The sequence below is a fragment of the Enterobacter sp. 241F3 genome, assembly GCF_034106785.1.
In the GTDB taxonomy this organism is placed as follows: domain Bacteria; phylum Pseudomonadota; class Gammaproteobacteria; order Enterobacterales; family Enterobacteriaceae; genus Enterobacter; species Enterobacter vonholyi.
In genome coordinates this window covers 52,425-71,223 of sequence record NZ_JAWNDD010000004.1, presented here as the reverse complement: position 1 = coordinate 71,223, position 18,799 = coordinate 52,425, and the positions used below count along the sequence as shown (strand labels likewise).

The 18,799-nt window shown below is 58.9% G+C and carries 15 protein-coding genes; 4 read left to right on the top strand and 11 right to left on the bottom strand.

Annotated elements, in window-relative coordinates; genetic code table 11:
• Window positions 1-56: 56 nt before the first annotated feature.
• From ndk to UR504_RS13080, 3 genes are all read right to left on the bottom strand, one after another.
• Entirely contained in the window at window positions 57-488 is a 432-nt protein-coding gene (ndk, locus tag UR504_RS13090; protein WP_003860625.1) for a nucleoside-diphosphate kinase, read from the bottom strand.
• A 156-nt stretch (window positions 489-644) separates the two neighbouring features.
• On the bottom strand, window positions 645-2,969 hold the full coding sequence (gene pbpC / locus UR504_RS13085; protein WP_149366381.1) for a peptidoglycan glycosyltransferase PbpC: 2,325 nt from the start codon (window positions 2,967-2,969) through the stop codon (window positions 645-647).
• A 1-nt stretch (window position 2,970) separates the two neighbouring features.
• Window positions 2,971-7,923, bottom strand: a complete 4,953-nt coding sequence (locus UR504_RS13080; RefSeq protein WP_302236174.1) for an alpha-2-macroglobulin family protein — start codon at window positions 7,921-7,923, stop codon at window positions 2,971-2,973.
• A gap of 286 nt (window positions 7,924-8,209) precedes the next feature.
• Here UR504_RS13080 and UR504_RS13075 point away from each other — a divergent pair, with 286 nt between their 5' ends.
• The 4 genes from UR504_RS13075 (at window position 8,210) to UR504_RS13060 (ending at window position 12,840) form a co-directional block, all read left to right on the top strand.
• Window positions 8,210-9,754: a PTS transporter subunit EIIC gene (locus tag UR504_RS13075; protein WP_115876002.1), complete on the top strand. Its 1,545-nt coding sequence runs from the start codon at window positions 8,210-8,212 to the stop codon at window positions 9,752-9,754.
• Between the two features lie 12 nt (window positions 9,755-9,766).
• Entirely contained in the window at window positions 9,767-11,134 is a 1,368-nt protein-coding gene (locus UR504_RS13070; protein WP_274240624.1) for a 6-phospho-alpha-glucosidase, read from the top strand.
• Window positions 11,135-11,224: 90 nt separating this feature from the next.
• The gene (sseA, locus tag UR504_RS13065; protein ID WP_274240625.1) at window positions 11,225-12,070 is read left to right on the top strand and encodes a 3-mercaptopyruvate sulfurtransferase; all 846 of its coding nucleotides are present in this window, start codon (window positions 11,225-11,227) and stop codon (window positions 12,068-12,070) included.
• A complete protein-coding gene (locus tag UR504_RS13060; RefSeq protein WP_133294922.1) occupies window positions 12,070-12,840 on the top strand; it encodes a MurR/RpiR family transcriptional regulator in 771 nt (256 codons plus the stop codon). Before sseA ends, UR504_RS13060 begins: the two co-directional genes overlap by 1 nt.
• Before the next feature lie 17 nt (window positions 12,841-12,857).
• Here the strand turns inward: UR504_RS13060 and sseB are convergent, their stop codons facing one another.
• The 8 genes from sseB to iscU all read right to left on the bottom strand — a co-directional run bounded on the left by sseB (window position 12,858) and on the right by iscU (window position 18,783).
• A complete protein-coding gene (gene sseB, locus UR504_RS13055; RefSeq protein ID WP_133294923.1) occupies window positions 12,858-13,634 on the bottom strand; it encodes an enhanced serine sensitivity protein SseB in 777 nt (258 codons plus the stop codon).
• Between the two features lie 78 nt (window positions 13,635-13,712).
• Window positions 13,713-14,999, bottom strand: a complete 1,287-nt coding sequence (gene pepB, locus UR504_RS13050; protein WP_320739770.1) for an aminopeptidase PepB — start codon at window positions 14,997-14,999, stop codon at window positions 13,713-13,715.
• 60 nt (window positions 15,000-15,059) lie between these two features.
• Window positions 15,060-15,260 carry a Fe-S cluster assembly protein IscX gene (gene iscX / locus UR504_RS13045; RefSeq protein ID WP_003860650.1) on the bottom strand — a complete coding sequence of 67 codons (201 nt, stop codon included), beginning with the start codon at window positions 15,258-15,260 and terminating at the stop codon, window positions 15,060-15,062.
• Between the two features lies 1 nt (window position 15,261).
• Window positions 15,262-15,597, bottom strand: coding sequence for an ISC system 2Fe-2S type ferredoxin (gene fdx / locus UR504_RS13040; RefSeq protein WP_003860652.1), 336 nt, complete (start codon window positions 15,595-15,597; stop codon window positions 15,262-15,264).
• 1 nt (window position 15,598) lies between these two features.
• Window positions 15,599-17,449, bottom strand: a complete 1,851-nt coding sequence (gene hscA / locus UR504_RS13035) for a Fe-S protein assembly chaperone HscA (protein WP_302236187.1) — start codon at window positions 17,447-17,449, stop codon at window positions 15,599-15,601.
• Between the two features lie 14 nt (window positions 17,450-17,463).
• Window positions 17,464-17,979, bottom strand: a complete 516-nt coding sequence (gene hscB, locus UR504_RS13030) for a co-chaperone HscB (RefSeq protein WP_024908642.1) — start codon at window positions 17,977-17,979, stop codon at window positions 17,464-17,466.
• Between the two features lie 80 nt (window positions 17,980-18,059).
• On the bottom strand, window positions 18,060-18,383 hold the full coding sequence (gene iscA, locus UR504_RS13025) for an iron-sulfur cluster assembly protein IscA (RefSeq protein WP_003860659.1): 324 nt from the start codon (window positions 18,381-18,383) through the stop codon (window positions 18,060-18,062).
• Between the two features lie 13 nt (window positions 18,384-18,396).
• The gene (gene iscU / locus UR504_RS13020; protein WP_003860661.1) at window positions 18,397-18,783 is read right to left on the bottom strand and encodes a Fe-S cluster assembly scaffold IscU; all 387 of its coding nucleotides are present in this window, start codon (window positions 18,781-18,783) and stop codon (window positions 18,397-18,399) included.
• Window positions 18,784-18,799: the final 16 nt, after the last annotated feature.

Genomic DNA, 18,799 nt, shown 5'->3' with positions numbered 1-18,799 from the left:
GATGCCACGTCTGGACGCGGCATTTACGAAAATAATGTGTAAACGAAACCGTTAAATTAACGGGTACGTGGACACACTTCGCCTTCAGCGAAGAAGAAAGCGATTTCGCGTGCAGCAGATTCAACAGAGTCAGAACCGTGGGTACCGTTCTCGGTGAAGCTATCTGCATAATCAGCGCGCAGAGTACCAGCCAGCGCGTTGTCCGGGTTGGTTGCGCCCAGCAGATCACGGTGACGCTGCACTGCGTTTTCGCCTTCCAGCACGGAGACCACGATTGGACCGGAGGTCATGAACTCAACCAGGCCGTCAAAGAATGGGCGACCTTCGTGCTCAGCGTAGAAGCCGCGAGCCTGCTCAACGGTCAGGTGCAGCATTTTGGTGCCAACAATTTTGAACCCTGCAGATTCAAAGCGAGCGAAGATACTGCCAATAACGTTTTTTGCCACCGCGTTTGGTTTGATGATGGAAAAAGTACGTTCAATAGCCATGATAACCTCTGTCAATGTTCTGTTGTTTTGCATACCTGAGTATGGTGTGGCGCGGATTATAATGAGCAATGGCGCCATTGCCTATGGATTCAGGTAACATTTTTTTAAAATAAGACGAGTTTTAGCAACAGCTCACATCAGAAAGCTTTTTTCAGGTCACTGCAGCGTAAAATTCACCGTCGCGACCTGCCCGGTCTCATCCATAACGAGTAACTGATAATCGCCCGGTTTATCAAGCTGTAATGTGTAAACTCTTCCCTTCACATTCAGCGGTTCACCGTTCAAAAACCACCAGCGCTCACCGCTATTGCCGGTCGCCTGAAGCGGCAGCGAAACGCGGGGTTCCCCCGGCAGACGTTTGATGACGGCCCCTTCGCGCACGCCTGTCAGAATGAGTGGCGCAGGTGCGTCCTGCGACAGCGGAGGACAGGTTGTTGATGAAGGAGGGACCCGTACCGCACGACGCTCGGTTGCGGGTAGCCACGGCTCCAGCGGCAGTGGCCAGACATCCAGGACTTTCTCTGTAGCATCCGGGCAATCTGCCGCCACGCGTTTACCTGATTTATCCAGCCAGACCGGGAAACGGATCCCGCGTATGCCTTCCTGTTCGGGCAAGAGCAGCGTGGGCGGTTCACTCCCATCCAGCAGCCAGGTCGACAGGCGACGTCGACAGTTTTCACTGCCTTCCGGCAGCGACTGGCCGCCCGGCCAGCAGATTACGCCCCTCCCGACGCTCTCCGGACGCGGATCGCGCGGCAGGCGGGCTTCGTCTACCGTTGAGCGCGACTGAAGCAGGTTATTGACCTGGTTTAATAGCGGCACCGCGCTGGCAAACCCAAACTGTCCCGCCACGGGCGTACCGTCCGGTCGCCCGGTCCAGATGCCTATCACGTAACGGGCATTCAGACCGATGGCCCAGGCATCACGGTAGCCGTAGCTGGTGCCGGTTTTCCACGCCAGCGGCGCAACCTGCGGTAGCGCATTATCCGGCAGTGGCTGCGCTTCATTGGCAAGAATCCGGCGAATAATCCACGCCGAGCCCGGTGATAACAGCGGACGTTCAGTCAGCGGATCGCCCGGCTGCAGGCGCAGCCTTCCCGCCCTACCGTGTCGGGCAAAGGCGCTGTAGGCAGCGGTGATATCTGCCAGCCGCGCGCCTGCCCCGCCGAGGATCAGAGACAGATTTGGCTGCGCCCCCGCTGGCAGGATCAGCGGCAAGCCTGCATTGCTCAGCATCCCGGCAAACCGTTTTGGTCCGTAGGCTTCCAGCACCTGTACGGCCGGCAGGTTGAGAGAGCGCACCAGCGCTTCACTCATGCTGACCGGTCCGTGGAAACCGCTGTCAAAATTTCCCGGGCGATAATCACCGGTTTTTCTTGGAACGTCCTGAAGCAGCGAGGCGGGATGGATCAGTCCTTCATCCAGCGCCATGCCGTAGATAAAGGGCTTTAACACCGATCCCGGCGATCGGATCGCATTGACCATATCCACGTGGCTGAAACGCGTGTCATCGTTGATATCCACCGACCCCACCCAGCCGCGCACTTTCATATCGGTATGATCGACCACGATCATCGCCAGCGAGCTGCGTGCCGGCAGGCGGGATTTCCAGTTCATTGCCAGCTCTTCCAGCTGCCGCTGCAGTCCGGCATCCAGCGTGGTGACAATTTTCGTGTCGCGACTTTTGCCGAGCATCATCCGTGCAAAGAGCGGCGCCAGCTGCGGCATCTGCCGGGGCGCCAGCCATACTGATTCTTCACGGGATTCTTTGACCTGCTTTGCGGACCAGACGCCCTGCGTCGCCATGCGGTCGAGCACTTTGTTGCGCGCCGCTTCGGCCCGTTCAGGCCAGCGGTCCGGGCGTAAACGACTCGGTGCCTGCGGCAGCACCGCCAGCAGCGCCGCGTCGGAATAGCTGAGCTGCGACGGCGGCTTGCCCAGATACGTCCAGCTTGCAGCCCCCACGCCCTGCAGCGTACCGCCAAACGGGGCGCGGTTGAGATAGAGCGTGAGGATCTCACGCTTGGAAAGATGCCACTCCAGCTGCATGGCACGCCAGAGCTGGCGAATTTTGCCGCCAACGGTGCGCGGATGCGGGTCCAGCAGTCGCGCGACCTGCATGGTGAGCGTGCTGCCGCCAGAAACCACTCTTCCGGAAGTGAGATCCTGCCAGGCAGCGCGCAGAACAGAAAGCGGGTTTACGCCGGGGTGATCCCAGAACCAGCGATCTTCATATTGGATCAGCGCCTCAAGATAACGGGGAGATACCTCTTCGATCGTCACCGGATAGCGCCAGATCCCATCGCTATCGGCAAAACGCCAGAGCGGCGTGCCCTTCTCATCCACCACCACCCGGGCAGGGTTAACCTCTTTCAGAGGCAACGGCCACAGGCGGTCGGCGGCGACAATTAGCCCCCATAAAACGAGAAGCGCTCCCGCCAGCCAGAGCCAGCGGGAGCGTGTCAAACGTGCCATTCGCATATTACGGAACAACAATCAGCGGGCCACTGGCCGCCCCCGTTGCCCGCCACTGCGGCACATACATGGACTCGACCATCGGAACCGGCACCTGGTAGGTTCCCGGCGTCACGGCGCGCGCCAGATAGACCAGCGTGACCGGCTGACCTTCATTTACCGGCACGGCGGCCACAAAGCGGTCGTCGCGGAATTCCATATGCTGAATGTCCGCCTGCTGCATCTGGCTGAGCAGGTTCTGTACTTCACTACCGCTGTCCTGCAGGCTGGCGCTGCTGCTCGCCAGGTTCTGGTTTTCCAGCTCCAGACCCGCAGGGAGGAGATCCACCACCAGCGCATCCGGCACGTTCTGGCTGGCTTTAACTTCCAGCCACACCAGCACCAGCTCACCGCTCTTCAGGGAAGAGAGTGATTTAGTGCTGCCGTCGGTTGCCAGGATATGACGTTCAACCTGCAGCACGTTCGCGCTCGGCTGAGGGGTGTATTCCGGATATCCGGTGCTGTCCAGACGCACCCACAGCGGAGTCGTGCCGGTATTGGTCACCTGCAGCGCGCCAAGCTGGTCGCCGCTCACGTTTTGTACCAGTGACTTATCGCCGCCTGATGCGGTCTCAGGCAGAGAGGTTTTCGCCTGCCATGTACCGGACAAGGTTTGCAGCGAACGTCCGGCCAGGAACAGCGCGTTGCTCTCCTGCGTTGACAGCCAGCGTTGGCTGAAGGCCTGTTCAGACAGAGCATTCAGCAGCGTATTCTGCGCATCCGGCAGCAGCTTGTACTCCTCCAGCAGGGAGAGCATCAGCGCGTTATCGCGAAGCTGGCTGCCGTAATCGGCCATCCAGGTTTTGCTGTCGTTACGCGGTGTTTTGAGAGCCAGATCCAGCGCCTGCTGGCTGCGCGGCGCATCGCCCATCAGCTTGAGCGCCATGCCCAGCTGCATGAGCGGTAGCCCGGACGCCGCCTGAGCGTGACGTTCCCAGATTTCACGCAGCGCGCCCAGCGGTGCTTTTTGCTGACGTGCCAGCACCAGAGCGGCATAGGCCTGCACGGCAAATTTACTGGCCTGAGTATCGTCGCTGTAGCGAATGGACATCATGCCCGGATCCTGCAGGTAGCGCAGCAGGCGGCTATTGGCGTTATTCACCGCATCGGCAGGTACGCTGTAACCCTGCTCGCCCGCGCGCACCAGGAAGTCGGTCACGTAGGCCGTCAGCCAGTACTCTTCCGGACCGTTTTTATCCCACAGCGCGAACCCGCCGTCTTCACGCTGCATCTGCAGCAGACGGGAAATACCGATATCAATGGCGGCACGGCGTTTATCGTCCGTATCACCTTTGATGCCAAGCGCCGTAAGCTGCGCCGCGTTAGTATAGAGCGACGGGAACAGGCCGCTTGCGGTCTGCTCCAGGCAGCCATACGGATAGGCCTGCAGCTCACGAATGTAGCGCGCCAGGTTGAGCGGTGGTTTTCCGCTCAGCAGCAGTTGCCCCTGCAGGGTGGCAGGAGAGAAACCGTTACTATGCTGCGCCGGTGCGGTCCAGGATTCGCCAGGGTTCAGCATGGCACCGGTATTGACCGTCTGCGCCGGGAACGCCGGACGCACGCCGATTTTCCAGCTCTTCTGCTGTGGCGCAAAGGTCTCGCCCGGAAGCTGCAGGCCGATAACCTGTGCTGTCACCTCACCGTCACCATAGCCTTCCAGCGCACGCACCGGAATAAAGAGGGTGGTTCGTGCCCCCGGAGGCAGTTGCACCGGCTGCGGCTGTCCGCCTTCCAGCGATAGTTTGCCTGTTGCGGTCAGGGCAACGTTCAGCGTTTGCGGCTGGTCGGTCAGGTTGGTTAGATCCAGCGTCAGCCGCGAGGTGTCTCCGCTTGCCAGGAAGCGTGGGGTATTCAGCTCGGTAATAACCGGCGCGGCTACAATAATCTTGCTTTCACTGCTGCCGAAATCGTCCTCCGTCCAGGCCTGCGCCATCAGACGCAGCTCACCGTTAAAGTCTCCAATCGGCAGCGTAATCGTGCCTTCCCCGTTGGCATCCAGCGTGACCGGCTGTGCCTGCTGGGCAATGATGGTGACGTGGTTCACCGGCGGTTTGCCGCCGCGCTTCAGTTCATCCCCATCGCCACCGAAGCGCAGCGCGGCCAGGCGGCCCTGCCCTTCAATGACCTGGCCATAAATGTCGTAGATATCCGCGCCGTAGCGCTTCTGACCAAAGAAAGCCTGCCAGGGATCAGGCGTCACGTAATCGGTAATGTTCAGCACGCCGCTGTCCACCGCCGATACCAGGACGTTCACCTTCTGCGGCACGGCCCCCTCTTTCACGCTGGCTTTCACTTTCACAGAGAGCGTCTGGTTTGGTCGCATTTTCTGCGGGCTATCGAGCGCAATATTCAGGCGACGGTTTTCGTCGCCCATCGGCAGATGCAGCAGGCCGACCGCGCGTTTCGGCGTAGCGGATTTTGATTTATCCCCAGGACGCACCACCAGCGTACTCAGATAAAGATCGTGACGTTTCCACGCCTTGTCGACCGGGATCGCGAGATCAAGCCCGTTTGCCGGTACGTCGATCTCTTTCCACCACAGCGGCCCTTCGCTGGACTCGATCATCGCATAGCCCTTGCCAGCGGCCGGCGCGGCAATGTGCAGGTTGATGGTATCGCCTGGCTGATAGGCTGGCTTATCTAGTTTTAGCGTCACGCGGTCAGGCCGCGCGGCTCCTGTGCCGTCGCTGTTATCCTGCCAGCTATACCCTGCCCAGAAGCGTACGCTGCTGACCATCTCATCAGGTGCTTTCACCTCGAGACGATAAGAGCCCCACTCCACCGGGAAGGTGACTTTACCCGTCTCGTTGGCCTTGAGCGTCAGCTCCTGCTCGCCTTCAACCAGGTCTTTCTGATCGAACTGAGACTGCCAGCCCTCGCTCTCAGACCAGTTCCAGAAGTAGTCGCGGCGCTCGCGGATCAGGCGAACCTGCAAACCGGACACCGGTTTTTTCGCGCCGCTGGCATCGGCGTAAACGATATCGAAGCTGGCGTTGCCGTTCTCATCAACAATCGGCTGGTTGACGGTGGTATCGGTGCGGTAATCGTAAACCGCCTTGCTGGCGAACTGAGGACGGATACCCGGCAATTCCGCTGCGGGCCAGATGGCCTGCTCAGCACGACGCGTCACTGGGCGACCGCCCGACTCCAGCAGGCTGGCCTGCAGGATAAGCTGCAGCGGAGAGTGCACCTCTTTCCACTGGCTTTCGGTAGAAACCTGCCCACGCCCCTGCTCATCAAGCGTAAGCTGCACTTCATCCAGACTGCGGCTCAGGTTCTCTTCGGCGATATCGCCAAACTGGAAGCCCGGCAGCGCAGACACCGCGTCACGCAGCGGACGCAGGAAAAGCTGGCCCTGCAGAGAATTACCGTTGGCCGGTGCGCCATACAGGTAATAGCCCACCACGTTAAAGTCGACGTTATCCTGCGGTGATAGCGGCGTTTTTTGTCCGCTCAGGTTGAGCGCCATGCGCTCTGGCATGAAGTCTTCGACATGGAAGTCCCACAGACGCTGCAGGTTATCGCCCGTGTTGGCGCGTATATGCCACATGCCGGTCTGCGCTCCGCTGTCCAGCGTATAGTTAAAGCGATAGAGCCCGTTCTCTGGCTTGACGACAATGGTACGCGCGACCTGTCCATCCGGACGCAGCACGTCAAGCTTCACGGGCTGATCGGGAAGTGGCTTACCGTCACTGTCGCGCAGCAGGCCGTTGAGGATCACCGTTTCACCCGGGCGGTAGAGATCGCGCGGGCCAAACATAAAGAACTGCTTGCTGTAGCCGGGGCTACCGGCAATATCGAACTCCGCCAGATCGAGCGCCGGCAGCTTGAGGTCAAGCAGCGTGGTCTGGCCGTCTTTGCTGGCCAGAATCAGCGCGGCCTCTTTGTCGGTTTCAAGCTTCGCATGGCCGTCGGCATCGCTGTTTGCTTCGGCAAGGGTCTGCCCTTTGTCATTCAGCAGGGTAACGGTAACCCCGGACTGCGCCGCCCCGTTTTCCAGGCTCTGGGTGAAGATGTCCAGGCGGTTATGATAACGGTGAGCGGACAGTCCAATATCGCTTAAGGTAAAGAGCGTCGCGGCGTTGCTGTAGTTGTAGTGCCCGGCCTGGTTCATGACCGCGATATAAACGCCAGACTGCTGGAGCGGTTTAATATCCTTCAGAGGCAATAGCAATTTTTCGCGCGTGTTGCGCGCCGGATTAAGATCGAATCGACCGGTGTAAACCAGTTCCGCCATCTTCAGCAGATTGTCGGATTCCCAGTTGGTCAGCGAGTTACGGTACTCCCACTGACTAACAAGGGAGGCCAACGATTCAGGCTTCACGCGGTAAAAGTTGACATCGACATTGTTGACGTTGAGCGCCATAACCGGCAGCCCTTCCACCACTTTACCCGGCAGCAGCGAGCCGCGGCTGGCAAAACCGACGGTGGGTTCAACGTCCCGGGTGGTCAGGGCTTTCTCATAATCAGTACCAAACGTCGCTTTGTTCAGCGCCTGCAGGCCAGGTTCAACGGTGACGACCAGGTTGCGGTTAGGCTCCAGATGGCGCAGGCGAAGCTCTTTCAGGTTAGGCGCAAGTTCCCACGCCCCGTCAACCTTGCCGCTTTTCTTATCCACGACATGCACTGTTTTCGCGAAATCCTGTTCAGGATTCAGCGGAACAGAAAAGGTCAGCACCAGCGTGGCAGCACCGTCTAGCTGGACTTCAGAGGCATCCAGCAAGGTCAGCGCTTTTCCCTGACTCTGGGCGGCCAGTTTAGCCAGCGTTTCAGCATTGGGCTTTTCCGCGGCTTTTGGTGTGGATGCGGTGGATGCCGCGGGAGCCGCAGCCTGAGATTTATCGTCGCTGTTATCACAGCCGACAAGCGTAAACGTGGTAAGCAGCGCAAGAGAGAGCGCGGCTAAGCGAAACGGTTTCATCCTTTGTCCCTGGCCCAGGGGGCCTGTTGGTCGTCGTCCGGATAAGTATTATCCGCAAGTTTCATTAATTCAAAAAGTCCAATTTTAGAGTCTGGAAAGCGCCTCGCAGAGTGACATCACGCCGCTACGCCGTGATGGAACCGCGATCACAAGACATAACGTCACATGTTACCTTCCAAGTCATTTGTTTTTAAAACAATAAGATAGCTGGATAAACGTGCCTGAAGACTGCTAGTTTTATGACCATGACGCACCCCGAGTGCGCGGTTCAATAAGAGAGAAAGCCATGAAACGAGCCGTGAACGCCCTACAAAATTTCGGAAAATCATTGTACGGACCGGTACTTATCTTACCGATCGTCGGTCTGTTTATCGCCTTTGGTAACGTGCTGGGTAACGGTAATCTCGCGGAGTACCTGCCGTTTCTTGGACATCCTCTGATTCAGCATACTGGTCAGCTTATCGCGAAATCTGCCGTGTCGGTGCTGGTTAACCTGGCGCTGGTGTTTGCCGTCGGTATTCCGATTGGTCTGGCGACGCGTGATAAAGGCTATGCCGCACTGATTGGCCTGGTCACCTTTATCGTGTTCATCAACGCCATGAACGTCACGCTGCAGCTGCAGGGCGCGCTGGCGCCAGTTGCCCAGATGAAAGCGGCCGGACAGACAATGGTGCTGGGCGTGCAGGTGCTAGAGATGGGGGTCTTTGCCGGGATCCTGACCGGAGCGCTCTCCGGATATCTGTACAATAAATACTCCGGCGTACAGTTTAACGGCGCGATGGCGATTTACTCCGGCCACTGTTTTGTCGCCATTGTAATGCTTCCGGTCTCCATGCTGCTCGGCGTGGTGATGAGTGAACTGTGGCCCTTTGCCCAGCACGGCATCAGCGCCCTGGCGCTTGCCATCAAAGGCTCCGGGCCGTTTGGCGTGGCCATCTACGGCTTCCTGGAACGCATTCTGGTTCCCACTGGCCTGCACCATCTGGTTTATACGCCGTTTCTCTATACCGAGCTGGGCGGTACGCAGGAGGTGTGCGGCGCAACATATCAGGGCGCGCGCAATATCTACTTCGCCGAGATGGCTTGCCCGAACGTGAAGCAGCTCAGCAGCACGGTGGTGTGGGACGCGCGCGGCATCAGCAAAATGTTCGGCCTGCCTGCCGCCGCGCTGGCGATGTATATGACCGCAAAGCCGGAGCGTAAAGTCATTGCGAAAGCCATTCTTATCCCCGCGGCGCTGACCTCGCTGCTGGTCGGCGTGACCGAGCCGATTGAGTTTTCATTCCTCTTCGTCGCCCCGCTGCTGTTCGTGGTGCACGCGGTGCTGACCGGCATCGGCATGATGCTGTTCTCGCTGCTGGGCGTTCACGCCATCGGCGCCAACGGGATTATCGACTTCATCCTTTACAACCTGCCGCTCGGCACGGAGAAGTCCAACTGGCCGATGTACATCGTGGTGGGGCTGATCGTGTTTGCCCTCTACTTCGTGGTGTTCCGCTTCCTGATCCTGCACTTCAACATGAAAACGCCGGGCCGTGAGGATGACGACAAGGAAACGCGCCTTTACAGCAAGCAGGAGTACCAGGCGAAGGGGAATAACGACGGGCTCGGCGAATCCATCGTGGTAGGTCTCGGAGGCCGGGAAAATATTCAGGTCGTGGATAACTGCTACACCCGCTTACGCGTCACGGTGAAGGACGTCGCCATTATCGACGAGCCTCGGCTGAAGGCGACCGGCGCGAAAGGGATTATCAAACAAGGTAACAACGTTCAGGTGGTCTACGGGCTGCACGTCAAAAAAATGCGAGAAGCCGTTGAGACGTTTCTCTGAAAGGAGCTAAAGATGTTTACACCCCCATTCATTCTGTCGATTGCCGGCGGCGGCAGCACCTACACGCCGGGTATTGTGAAAAGCCTGATGGTGCGCCTGCAGGATTTCCCTCTGGCCGAAATCCGCCTTTATGACATCGACGAGGCGCGTCAAAGCACCATTGCGCCCGTCGTCGAGAAGGTGGTTCGCGACCACAGTCAGAGCATCAAATTTACCGTCACCAGCGATCCGGAAGTGGCCTTCAGCGGCGCGCATTTCGTCTTCGCCCAGATGCGCGTCGGCCAGTATAAAATGCGCGAGCAGGATGAGAAGATCCCGCTGCGTCACGGCGTGGTGGGCCAGGAAACGTGCGGACCCGGCGGGCTTGCCTACGGCCTGCGCACGATCCTGCCGATGGTGGAGCTTATCGATCTGGTCGATCGCTACGCGCATGAAAAAGCCTGGATCGTGAACTATTCCAACCCGGCGGCGATCGTCGCGGAGGGCGTGCGGCGTCTGCGCCCGAACGCGAGGGTGCTGAATATCTGCGATATGCCGGTGGCCGCGATGCGCAATATGGGGGCAATTCTGGGTGTCGATCGCCACAAGCTGGAGGTCGACTACTTCGGCCTGAACCACTTCGGCTGGTTTACCCGCGTGCTGGTGGACGGCGAAGACAAGCTGCCCGAGCTGCGTAAGCATATCGCAAAGTTTGGCCTGCTGACGGAAGACGCGGCTAAAACCGATCCGCAGCATTCCGATCCTTCATGGGTGAAGACCTGGCGCAATATCAAGCCGATCATGGACAACTTCCCGGAGTATCTGCCGAACCCGTATCTGCAGTACTACCTGATGCCGAACCAGATTGTGGAGCATCAGAACCCGGACTATACCCGCGCCAATGAAGTGATGGACGGGCGTGAGAAAAAGCTGTTCGCCGCTGCCGAAGAATATAAGCGAACCGGGATCCTGCCTGATGCCTTCCACGTGGGCGTCCACGGCGAGTTTATTGTTGATGTCGCCTGCTCGCTGGCCTTTAACCTGCGCAGCCGACATCTGGTGATGGTGGAAAACCGCGGGGCGATCGCCAACCTGCCGTACGATGCCGTGGTGGAAGTGCCCGCTTATATCACCTCCGAAGGCCCGGAACCGATTCGCGTCGGTCAGGTGCCGCTGTTCCATCAGACCCTGCTGCAACAGCAGCTCGCCTCGGAACAGCTTCTGGTGGAGGCGACCATCGAGGGCAGCTATGAGAAAGCCCTGCAGGCGTTCACCCTCAACCGCACCGTGCCGACCATGGAACATGCGAAAGTGATTCTTGATGAGATGATCGAGGCCAACCGCGACTACTGGCCTGCGCTGCAAAAAGCCTGGCAGGACGGCGAACCGGTGAAAAAATAGGGGCTTGCTCGCGAGTTGAACGTGGTTTGCTTGTCGGTGTCAGAAAAAACACCGACAATCCTTTTTTACGGAAAAGAATGGAGGCAACCCATGTCCACCTCATATTTTGTCGCTGCCGACTGGCTGATTGAGCACGGCGACGATCCGGAAGTTCAGATTATCGACGCTCGTATGGCCCCTCCGGGGCAAGAGCATCGTGACGTGCCCGGTGAATACCGTGCCGGGCATCTGCCTGGCGCGGTATTTTTTGATATCGAAGCCCTTTCCGATCACACCTCTCCCCTGCCGCACATGCTGCCGCGCCCGGAAGCGTTTTCCGTGGCGATGCGCGAGCTGGGCATCAGCAAAGATAAGCACCTCGTTGTCTATGATGAAGGTAACCTCTTCTCAGCGCCGCGCGCGTGGTGGATGCTGAAAAACTTCGGCGTAGAAAAAGTCTCGATTCTGGCGGGCGGGCTGGCGGGCTGGAAACGTGACGAACTGCCCCTTCAGCAGGGTGACGTCACGCTACCGGAAGGCGAATTCGATGCGACCTTTGACGCCCACGTGGTAAAACGCCTGACCGACGTGCTGGTCGTGAGCCATGAAAAAACGGCGCAAATCGTTGATGCCCGTCCTGCTCCGCGCTTTAATGCCGAAGCGGATGAACCGCGTCCGGGGCTGAAGCGCGGACATATTCCGGGCGCGCTGAACGTGCCGTGGGGCGATCTGGTGTTTGAGGGCGAGCTGAAAACCACCGACGAGCTGCGCGCTATTTTTGACCAGTCAGGGGTTGATTTACATCGTCCGATTATTGCCAGCTGCGGTTCCGGCGTGACGGCCTGCGTAGTGATTCTGGCGCTCGCCACGCTCGGCGTAAGCGACGTCACGCTCTACGACGGCGCCTGGAGCGAATGGGGTGCGCGAGACGATCTGCCTGTCGAACCCGCGAAATAATGGATAACCGCCTGGCCACGCTGTTAACGCGCGGGGCGTCGCTGACCCGCGCGGAGTATCGCGTCCTCGCCCACCTCACGGAGCATCCGCTGCTGGTGGGCAACATCACGGTTCGCGAGCTGGCGCAGGCGACGTTCGTTTCTACAGCCACCATTATGCGGCTATGCCAGAAGCTGGGGTTCAGCGGCTTTAGCGAGTTTATCTGGCACTGCAAGCAGCTGCTATCCGACACGCCGCATATTGCCGCTCAGGCGCAGTCGCGTCCTGAACTCCCGGTGCTGTTTAATCAGTTTATCGCCAACTATCAGCATACCTTTCAGTGGGTTACCCAGGAGAAACGCCAGCAGTTTGCTAACCTGCTGCGCCAGAAAGAGAGTTTCTTTCTCTACGGCGCCGGGTTTTCTTATCTGTTTGCGGAGTACCTGACCAAGAAGCTGCAGGTACTGGGCAAAACGGCGTTTATCTCCGGGCCGGGTGACAGCCGGAATATTTTCCTCAGCAACGCCGCCCGCTATCAGGTGTTTATTGCCGTCTCGCGCAGCGGCGAAACGGAACAGGTGCTGGATAAAGCGAGGATAGCCAAAAACGTCGGTATGACGATCGTCGCGTTTACCCGCGCCTCCGCCAATACGCTGGCGGGAATGGCTGACGTGCATTTTGCGCTCTATGACGAAGCGGTACACTTCGCCGCCGAAGCGGCAGGGGTGACGTCGTTTGAGTCGAATCTGGTGCTGCTGATGGATTTACTGCTGCTGGAAGCAACGGGGTGATATTCACCCCGCCGTAATCAGATGATGCGGTTGGTTTTGAGATCGCGCAGGAAGCCGCCCCAGCGACGCTCGTAGAACGGGGTGATGTGCTCGGTAATAAAGTGGCTGATGCCCTTCTCGCCGTTCTTCACCTGGCAGATATCAATCGGCTCGTCGCCCGGTAGCGTGTCGGTTGCCACGCTGCCCGCCGCCTGAATGATTTCGTCGATATCGCCGTCCGCCTCAATACCAATCAGCAGAACCGGCTGTTCGTCCGCACGCTCTTTAATGGAGCAGAGAAACGCGCGCCGGACGGGCTTGAGCGTTTTGAACAGCGTCGTCAGGGAATCAATCATCTGCGCGGGTGGCTCGGCCACCTCAGAGAGCAGCAGCGTTTCGCCCCCTTCCAGCACTTCCTGCGTGCTGAGCGGGTTGCCCTCTTCGCCAATCAGGTGGCTGATTTCACGCGGCGTAAACTCTTTCCCGGTCGGCAGCTTCGCGTTCAGGAATAGCGTCTGGCCGAGCGTCATTTCAAACAGGGTACGCACCGGCATCACCACGAACGCCTGTTCGTCTTCTACCGCTTTCTGAAGCGCTTCCAGCGAGGTGAAGAACGGGATCACCGACGTGCCGTCGTCTTTCTCCCAGTGCAGCAGATCCAGCGCGCTGTCTTCTACGACCTGCTCACCTTCCGCGGCGGTACCCGGCACCCAGACGGTCGATTCCAGCAGGGTGCGGAAAAATGCCGGACGGTGGGCGGGCTCAGTCGCCGCCTGCTCCAGCAGGGTTTCTAATTCGTTTTTGGTTTCGGACATAACAATTCCAGATGTCGAATTTCCCCCTCACCCCTGCCCTCTCCCATGGGGAGAGGGTTAGGGTAAGGGCAAAGAGCATTACTCAGCCGTTAGCAGGTTCGCCACGGTACGCACGCCCAGACCGGTCGCGCCCGCGGACCACTGCTCAACCGCTGCTTTACGGTAGGTTGCGGAGCAGTCAATGTGCAGCCAGCCTTCGTGATAATTCTCAACGAAGTGGGACAGGAACCCTGCCGCGGTGCTTGCACCCGCCGGGTACGCCGCGCTGGCGGTATTGTTCAGCTCGGCAAAGTTGGACGGCAGCTGGCTGCGGTGGAACTCGGCCAGCGGCAGACGCCAGAACGGCTCGTTTTCCGCAGCGGCGCTTGCCAGCAGGCGAGCGGCCAGCTTGTCGTCGAAGCTGAACAGCGCATGGTAATCGTTGCCCAGGGCGGTTTTCGCCGCGCCGGTCAGGGTCGCCATGTCGATGATCAGCTCAGGCTTCTGGGCAGACGCGTCGATCAGGCCATCGGCCAGCACCAGACGGCCTTCGGCGTCGGTGTTCATCACCTCAACGTTTTTACCGTTGCGGTAGCGAATGATGTCGCCCAGCTTGAAGGCGTTACCGCTCACCATGTTGTCCGCGCAGCACAGATACAGCTTCACGCGCTTGTTCAGACCGCGGGTAATCGCAAACGCCAGCGCACCGGTGATGGTTGCCGCGCCGCCCATGTCGGACTTCATGGAGTCCATGAACGCGCTCTGCTTCAGGCTGTAGCCGCCGGTGTCGAAGGTGATGCCTTTACCTACCAGGCAGGCAAAGACCGGCGCTGCTTTATCGCCGGTTGGGTTGTAGTCTAGCGCCAGCAGGACCGGAGGACGCTCGGAGCCGCGGCCCACGGTGTGGATACCCATGTAGTTCTGCTCGCGCAGGTCTTCACCCTTGGTGATGCGGTAGGACATTTTGTCGCCCGCCACGCCGCACAGCAGGTCAACCGCGCGCTGCGCCAGCTGCTCAGGGCCTAACTCTTCCGCCGGAGCGTTAATGGTGTCGCGTACCCAGTCGATGATTTGCAGGCGGCTTTCCAGCTCTTTCTGACCGGCTTCGTCGAGGTTCGCCCACTCAATTTTGCGGCTGCCTTTCGGCCCTTTGTAACCCGCCCAGAATACCCAGCTGCGGTCGGTGTCCCACCCTTCGCCTTCCAGCGAGACATGCTTAATGCCCAGACCGTCAATTTTACGCGCGGCGCGCTGGATCAGGCCCAAATCATCGTTGCCCGTCAGGTGCAGGGTAATACCGTCGTTGTTGATGCTGTAGCTGGCTTTCTCGCCCCAGCGCGCGTCGGCGGGCTGCGTAGAGAGCGTAATCTTCATCGCTTCGGTCATTTTATTTTTCCTTATTAGCAACTAGCAAACGGGCCGCCTGAAGGCAGCCCGTTTTGTTATTTATTCTGCTTCATCTAACCAGACTAACAGAATCGCCTCCAGAATTTTTTCATTGGATGCGTTTGGATCGTCGTCGAAATCCTCTAAATCGCAGATCCACTGATGCATATCGGTGAATCGTACGGTCTTCGGATCGAGATCCGGGTTCGCGTCGTAGAGCGCTTCGCCGATTTCACGGCTGTCTGTCCACTTCAGTCCCATATTAATGCTCGCGTGCGTGGTTGATGGTGTAGCGTGGGAATTCCACGACCAGATCTTCATCGGTCACCGCGGCCTGGCAGCTTAAGCGGCTGTCTGGCTCCAGACCCCATGCTTTATCCAGCATGTCGTCTTCATCTTCGGTGCTCTCGGCGAGAGAGTCGAAACCTTCACGCACGATGCAGTGGCAGGTGGTGCAGGCACAGGATTTTTCACAGGCGTGTTCCACTTCGATACCTGCACGCAGGGCTACATCGAGAATGGTTTCACCGGTCTTCGCTTCCAGAACAGCGCCATCCGGACAGAGGTCCGCATGAGGCAAAATAACAATCTTTGGCATATTAAACCTCGTCCACGGACTGGCCTTTCAGCGCGACGCGGACAGATTTGTCCATGCGGCGAGCAGCGAAGTCCTGGGTTTGTTTATCAACGTTTTTAATGGCTTCTTCTATTGCGTCAGCGTCATTGCCTTCGGCCACGGCGCTTAAGCGCGCGGCAGCGTCGTCAATCACCTGGCGCTCAGCGGCGCTGAGCAGCGCGGCGTCGGCAGCGAGCGCGCCGTTCAGGCTCTCCAGCACGCGTGCGGCTTCCACTTTTTGTTCCGCCAGCATACGCGCCTTCACATCCTGCTCGGCGTAGCTCATTGAGTCCTGAATCATGGAGGCGATTTCGCCATCGGTCAGGCCGTAGGATGGCTTGACCTGAATGGACGATTCCACGCCGGTGGATTTTTCCATCGCCGTGACGCTCAGCAGACCGTCGGCGTCCACCTGGAAGGTGACGCGAATGTGCGCCCCGCCCGCAGGCAGCGCCGGGATACCGCGCAGCGCAAAGCGCGCCAGAGAGCGGCAGTCCTGCACCAGCTCGCGTTCGCCCTGCATCACGTGGATGGACATCGCGGTCTGGCCGTCTTTGAAGGTGGTGAACTCCTGCGCGCGCGCCACCGGAATGGTGGTGTTACGCGGGATCACTTTCTCCACCAGGCCGCCCATGGTTTCTAAGCCCAGCGACAGCGGGATGACGTCCAGCAGCAGCATTTCGCTGTCCGGCTTGTTGCCGACCAGAATATCGGCCTGGATCGCGGCGCCCACGGCAACCACTTTGTCCGGGTCGATGGAGGTCAGCGGGGTGCGGCCAAAGAATTCGCCCACGCGCTCGCGCACCAGCGGCACGCGGGTCGAACCGCCCACCATGACCACTTCCAGCACCTCGTTCGCCTCAACGCCGGCATCTTTCAATGCGCGACGGCAGGCCAGCAGGGTGCGTTTAACTAAAGGCGCAACCAGTTCGTTAAACTGGTCGCGGGTGATGTCACCCTGCCAGCCCGCAACATTGACGGTAACCGTCTGCGCATCGCTCAGGGCGATTTTGGCGTCGATGGCCGCATCCAGCAGTTCACGCTGTACGCGCGCATCGCTGCGATCGCTGATGCCCGCCTGCTCGCGGATGTAGTCCGCCAGCAGGTGGTCGAAGTCATCGCCGCCCAGCGCGGAATCCCCGCCGGTCGCCAGTACTTCAAACACCCCGCGGCTCAGGCGCAGGATAGAGATATCAAACGTCCCGCCGCCGAGATCGTAAACCGCGATCACCCCTTCCTGACCGGAATCGAGGCCGTAGGCAATCGCAGCCGCCGTCGGTTCGTTCAGCAAACGCAGCACGTGCAGGCCCGCCAGACGCGCGGCGTCTTTGGTGCCCTGGCGCTGTGCGTCGTCAAAATAGGCCGGAACGGTAATGACTACGCCGTCCAGATCGCCGCCGAGCGTCGCCGTGGCACGCGCCGCCAGCGCTTTGAGGATGTCAGCAGAAACACGAATCGGGTTCAGCAGACCGGCCGCGGTCGCAATCATCGGCAGGCCGTTTTCACTGGCCTGCAGCTGATACGGCAGATGCGGGTAGCGGGTCTGAATATCGGCCAGCGAGCGGCCCATCATGCGCTTGACGGAGCTGATGGTGTTGGCCGGATCGCGCGCGGCGTTAGCGCGGGCGTCATAGCCTACCGCGTGACCCTGCTGCTGGTAGTGGACCACGGAAGGCAGCAGATGGCGGCCCTGCTCGTCAGCCAGCGTTTCCGCCTGGCCGCTGCGCACGGTCGCCACGAGGGAATTGGTGGTGCCCAGATCGATACCCACCGCCAGACGACGCTGGTGCGGTGCGGCACTTAAGCCAGGCTCACTAATTTGTAATAAGGCCATAATTGCTTCCGAAATTAAAAATCGAGCAGCTTTTCTTCGAGTTGTTCAGCACTGCTTCGCAGTTTATCGAGAAAACGGAGTTTGCGCACAGTATCTGCCGCCACGTCCCAGGTCTCGTTGTTCAGTTGCTCCACCATCTGCTGATGGCGGGTATCGAACATGCCCTTCACGCGCGTAATAAAGCTTTCCAGACGCGCTTCGTCTTTGGCCTGTTCAATCTCATCGAGCTCTTCGCGAAGCTCCAGCTGCTCCATCAGAAACGCCGTGTCGCGCACGGTGTGCTGTTCGCTCGCCAGATCAAAACCGTGGAGCGAGAGCAGATATTCAGCGCGCGCCAGCGGGTGGCGCAGCGTCTGCCAGGCCTGGTTGATGGTGGCAGAGTGGGAAACCGCAGCCAGCTGCTCTGCCTGAGTACCGCTCGCGAATTTGTCCGGATGGTACTGACGCTGCAGATCCTGAAAACGGATCGTCAACGCCTGGAGATCGATCGGGTATTGAGCGGGTAGTCCGAAGAGAGTGAAGTAATCCATAACAATCTCAGGGGTAGCCTGTTAGAACAAACCCCACGCGCAGCGGGTAACGCCACGGTGGGGTTTCGGATGACGCGCGGTTAAACGTGGAAGCTTTCGCCGCAACCACACTCGTCTTTGACGTTCGGGTTCGTGAACTTGAACCCTTCGTTCAGGCCTTCTTTAACGAAGTCCAGCTGAGTGCCGTTGAGGAATTGCAGGCTTTTGCCATCGACCACCACCTTCACGCCCTTGTCTTCAAACACGGTGTCGTCAGACGCCGGTTCGTCAACAAACTCCAGTACGTAAGCCATACCAGAACAGCCGGAGGTACGTACGCCCAGTCGCAGGCCAAAGCCTTTACCACGGTTCGCCAGAAAAGAGCTTACTCGCGCGGCAGCGCTGTCGCTAAGGGTAATCGACATACTCAAACCTCAATTATTTTGCTTCACGTTTGCTTTTGTAATCCGCAATGGCGGCTTTGATCGCGTCTTCTGCCAGAATTGAGCAGTGAATTTTCACCGGTGGCAGTTCGAGTTCTTCAGCAATATCCGTGTTCTTGATTGCCTGTGCTTCGTCCAGAGACTTGCCCTTCACCCATTCGGTGACCAGGGAGCTGGACGCGATAGCAGAACCGCAGCCGTAGGTCTTGAAGCGCGCGTCTTCAATGATACCTTCATTGTTGACTTTAATCTGCAACTTCATCACGTCGCCACACGCTGGCGCACCGACCATGCCGCTTCCAACAGATTCGTCGCTGTTGTCAAAAGAGCCAACGTTGCGTGGGTTTTCGTAATGATCGATGACTTTTTCGCTGTATGCCATGATTGAATTCTCCTTA

Excerpts from the sequence above, each read along its gene's own strand:
- iscU (WP_003860661.1), bottom strand. The coding sequence starts at position 18,783 with ATGGCATACAGCGAAAAAGTCATCGATCATTACGAAAACCCACGCAAC.
- UR504_RS13070 (WP_274240624.1), top strand. The coding sequence starts at position 9,767 with ATGTTTACACCCCCATTCATTCTGTCGATTGCCGGCGGCGGCAGCACC.
- fdx (WP_003860652.1), bottom strand. The coding sequence starts at position 15,597 with ATGCCAAAGATTGTTATTTTGCCTCATGCGGACCTCTGTCCGGATGGC.
- UR504_RS13075 (WP_115876002.1), top strand. The coding sequence starts at position 8,210 with ATGAAACGAGCCGTGAACGCCCTACAAAATTTCGGAAAATCATTGTAC.
- iscA (WP_003860659.1), bottom strand. The coding sequence starts at position 18,383 with ATGTCGATTACCCTTAGCGACAGCGCTGCCGCGCGAGTAAGCTCTTTT.
- UR504_RS13080 (WP_302236174.1), bottom strand. The coding sequence starts at position 7,923 with ATGAAACCGTTTCGCTTAGCCGCGCTCTCTCTTGCGCTGCTTACCACG.
- sseB (WP_133294923.1), bottom strand. The coding sequence starts at position 13,634 with ATGTCCGAAACCAAAAACGAATTAGAAACCCTGCTGGAGCAGGCGGCG.
- hscB (WP_024908642.1), bottom strand. The coding sequence starts at position 17,979 with ATGGATTACTTCACTCTCTTCGGACTACCCGCTCAATACCCGATCGAT.
- ndk (WP_003860625.1), bottom strand. The coding sequence starts at position 488 with ATGGCTATTGAACGTACTTTTTCCATCATCAAACCAAACGCGGTGGCA.
- UR504_RS13060 (WP_133294922.1), top strand. The coding sequence starts at position 12,070 with ATGGATAACCGCCTGGCCACGCTGTTAACGCGCGGGGCGTCGCTGACC.
- pepB (WP_320739770.1), bottom strand. The coding sequence starts at position 14,999 with ATGACCGAAGCGATGAAGATTACGCTCTCTACGCAGCCCGCCGACGCG.
- sseA (WP_274240625.1), top strand. The coding sequence starts at position 11,225 with ATGTCCACCTCATATTTTGTCGCTGCCGACTGGCTGATTGAGCACGGC.
- pbpC (WP_149366381.1), bottom strand. The coding sequence starts at position 2,969 with ATGCGAATGGCACGTTTGACACGCTCCCGCTGGCTCTGGCTGGCGGGA.
- hscA (WP_302236187.1), bottom strand. The coding sequence starts at position 17,449 with ATGGCCTTATTACAAATTAGTGAGCCTGGCTTAAGTGCCGCACCGCAC.
- iscX (WP_003860650.1), bottom strand. The coding sequence starts at position 15,260 with ATGGGACTGAAGTGGACAGACAGCCGTGAAATCGGCGAAGCGCTCTAC.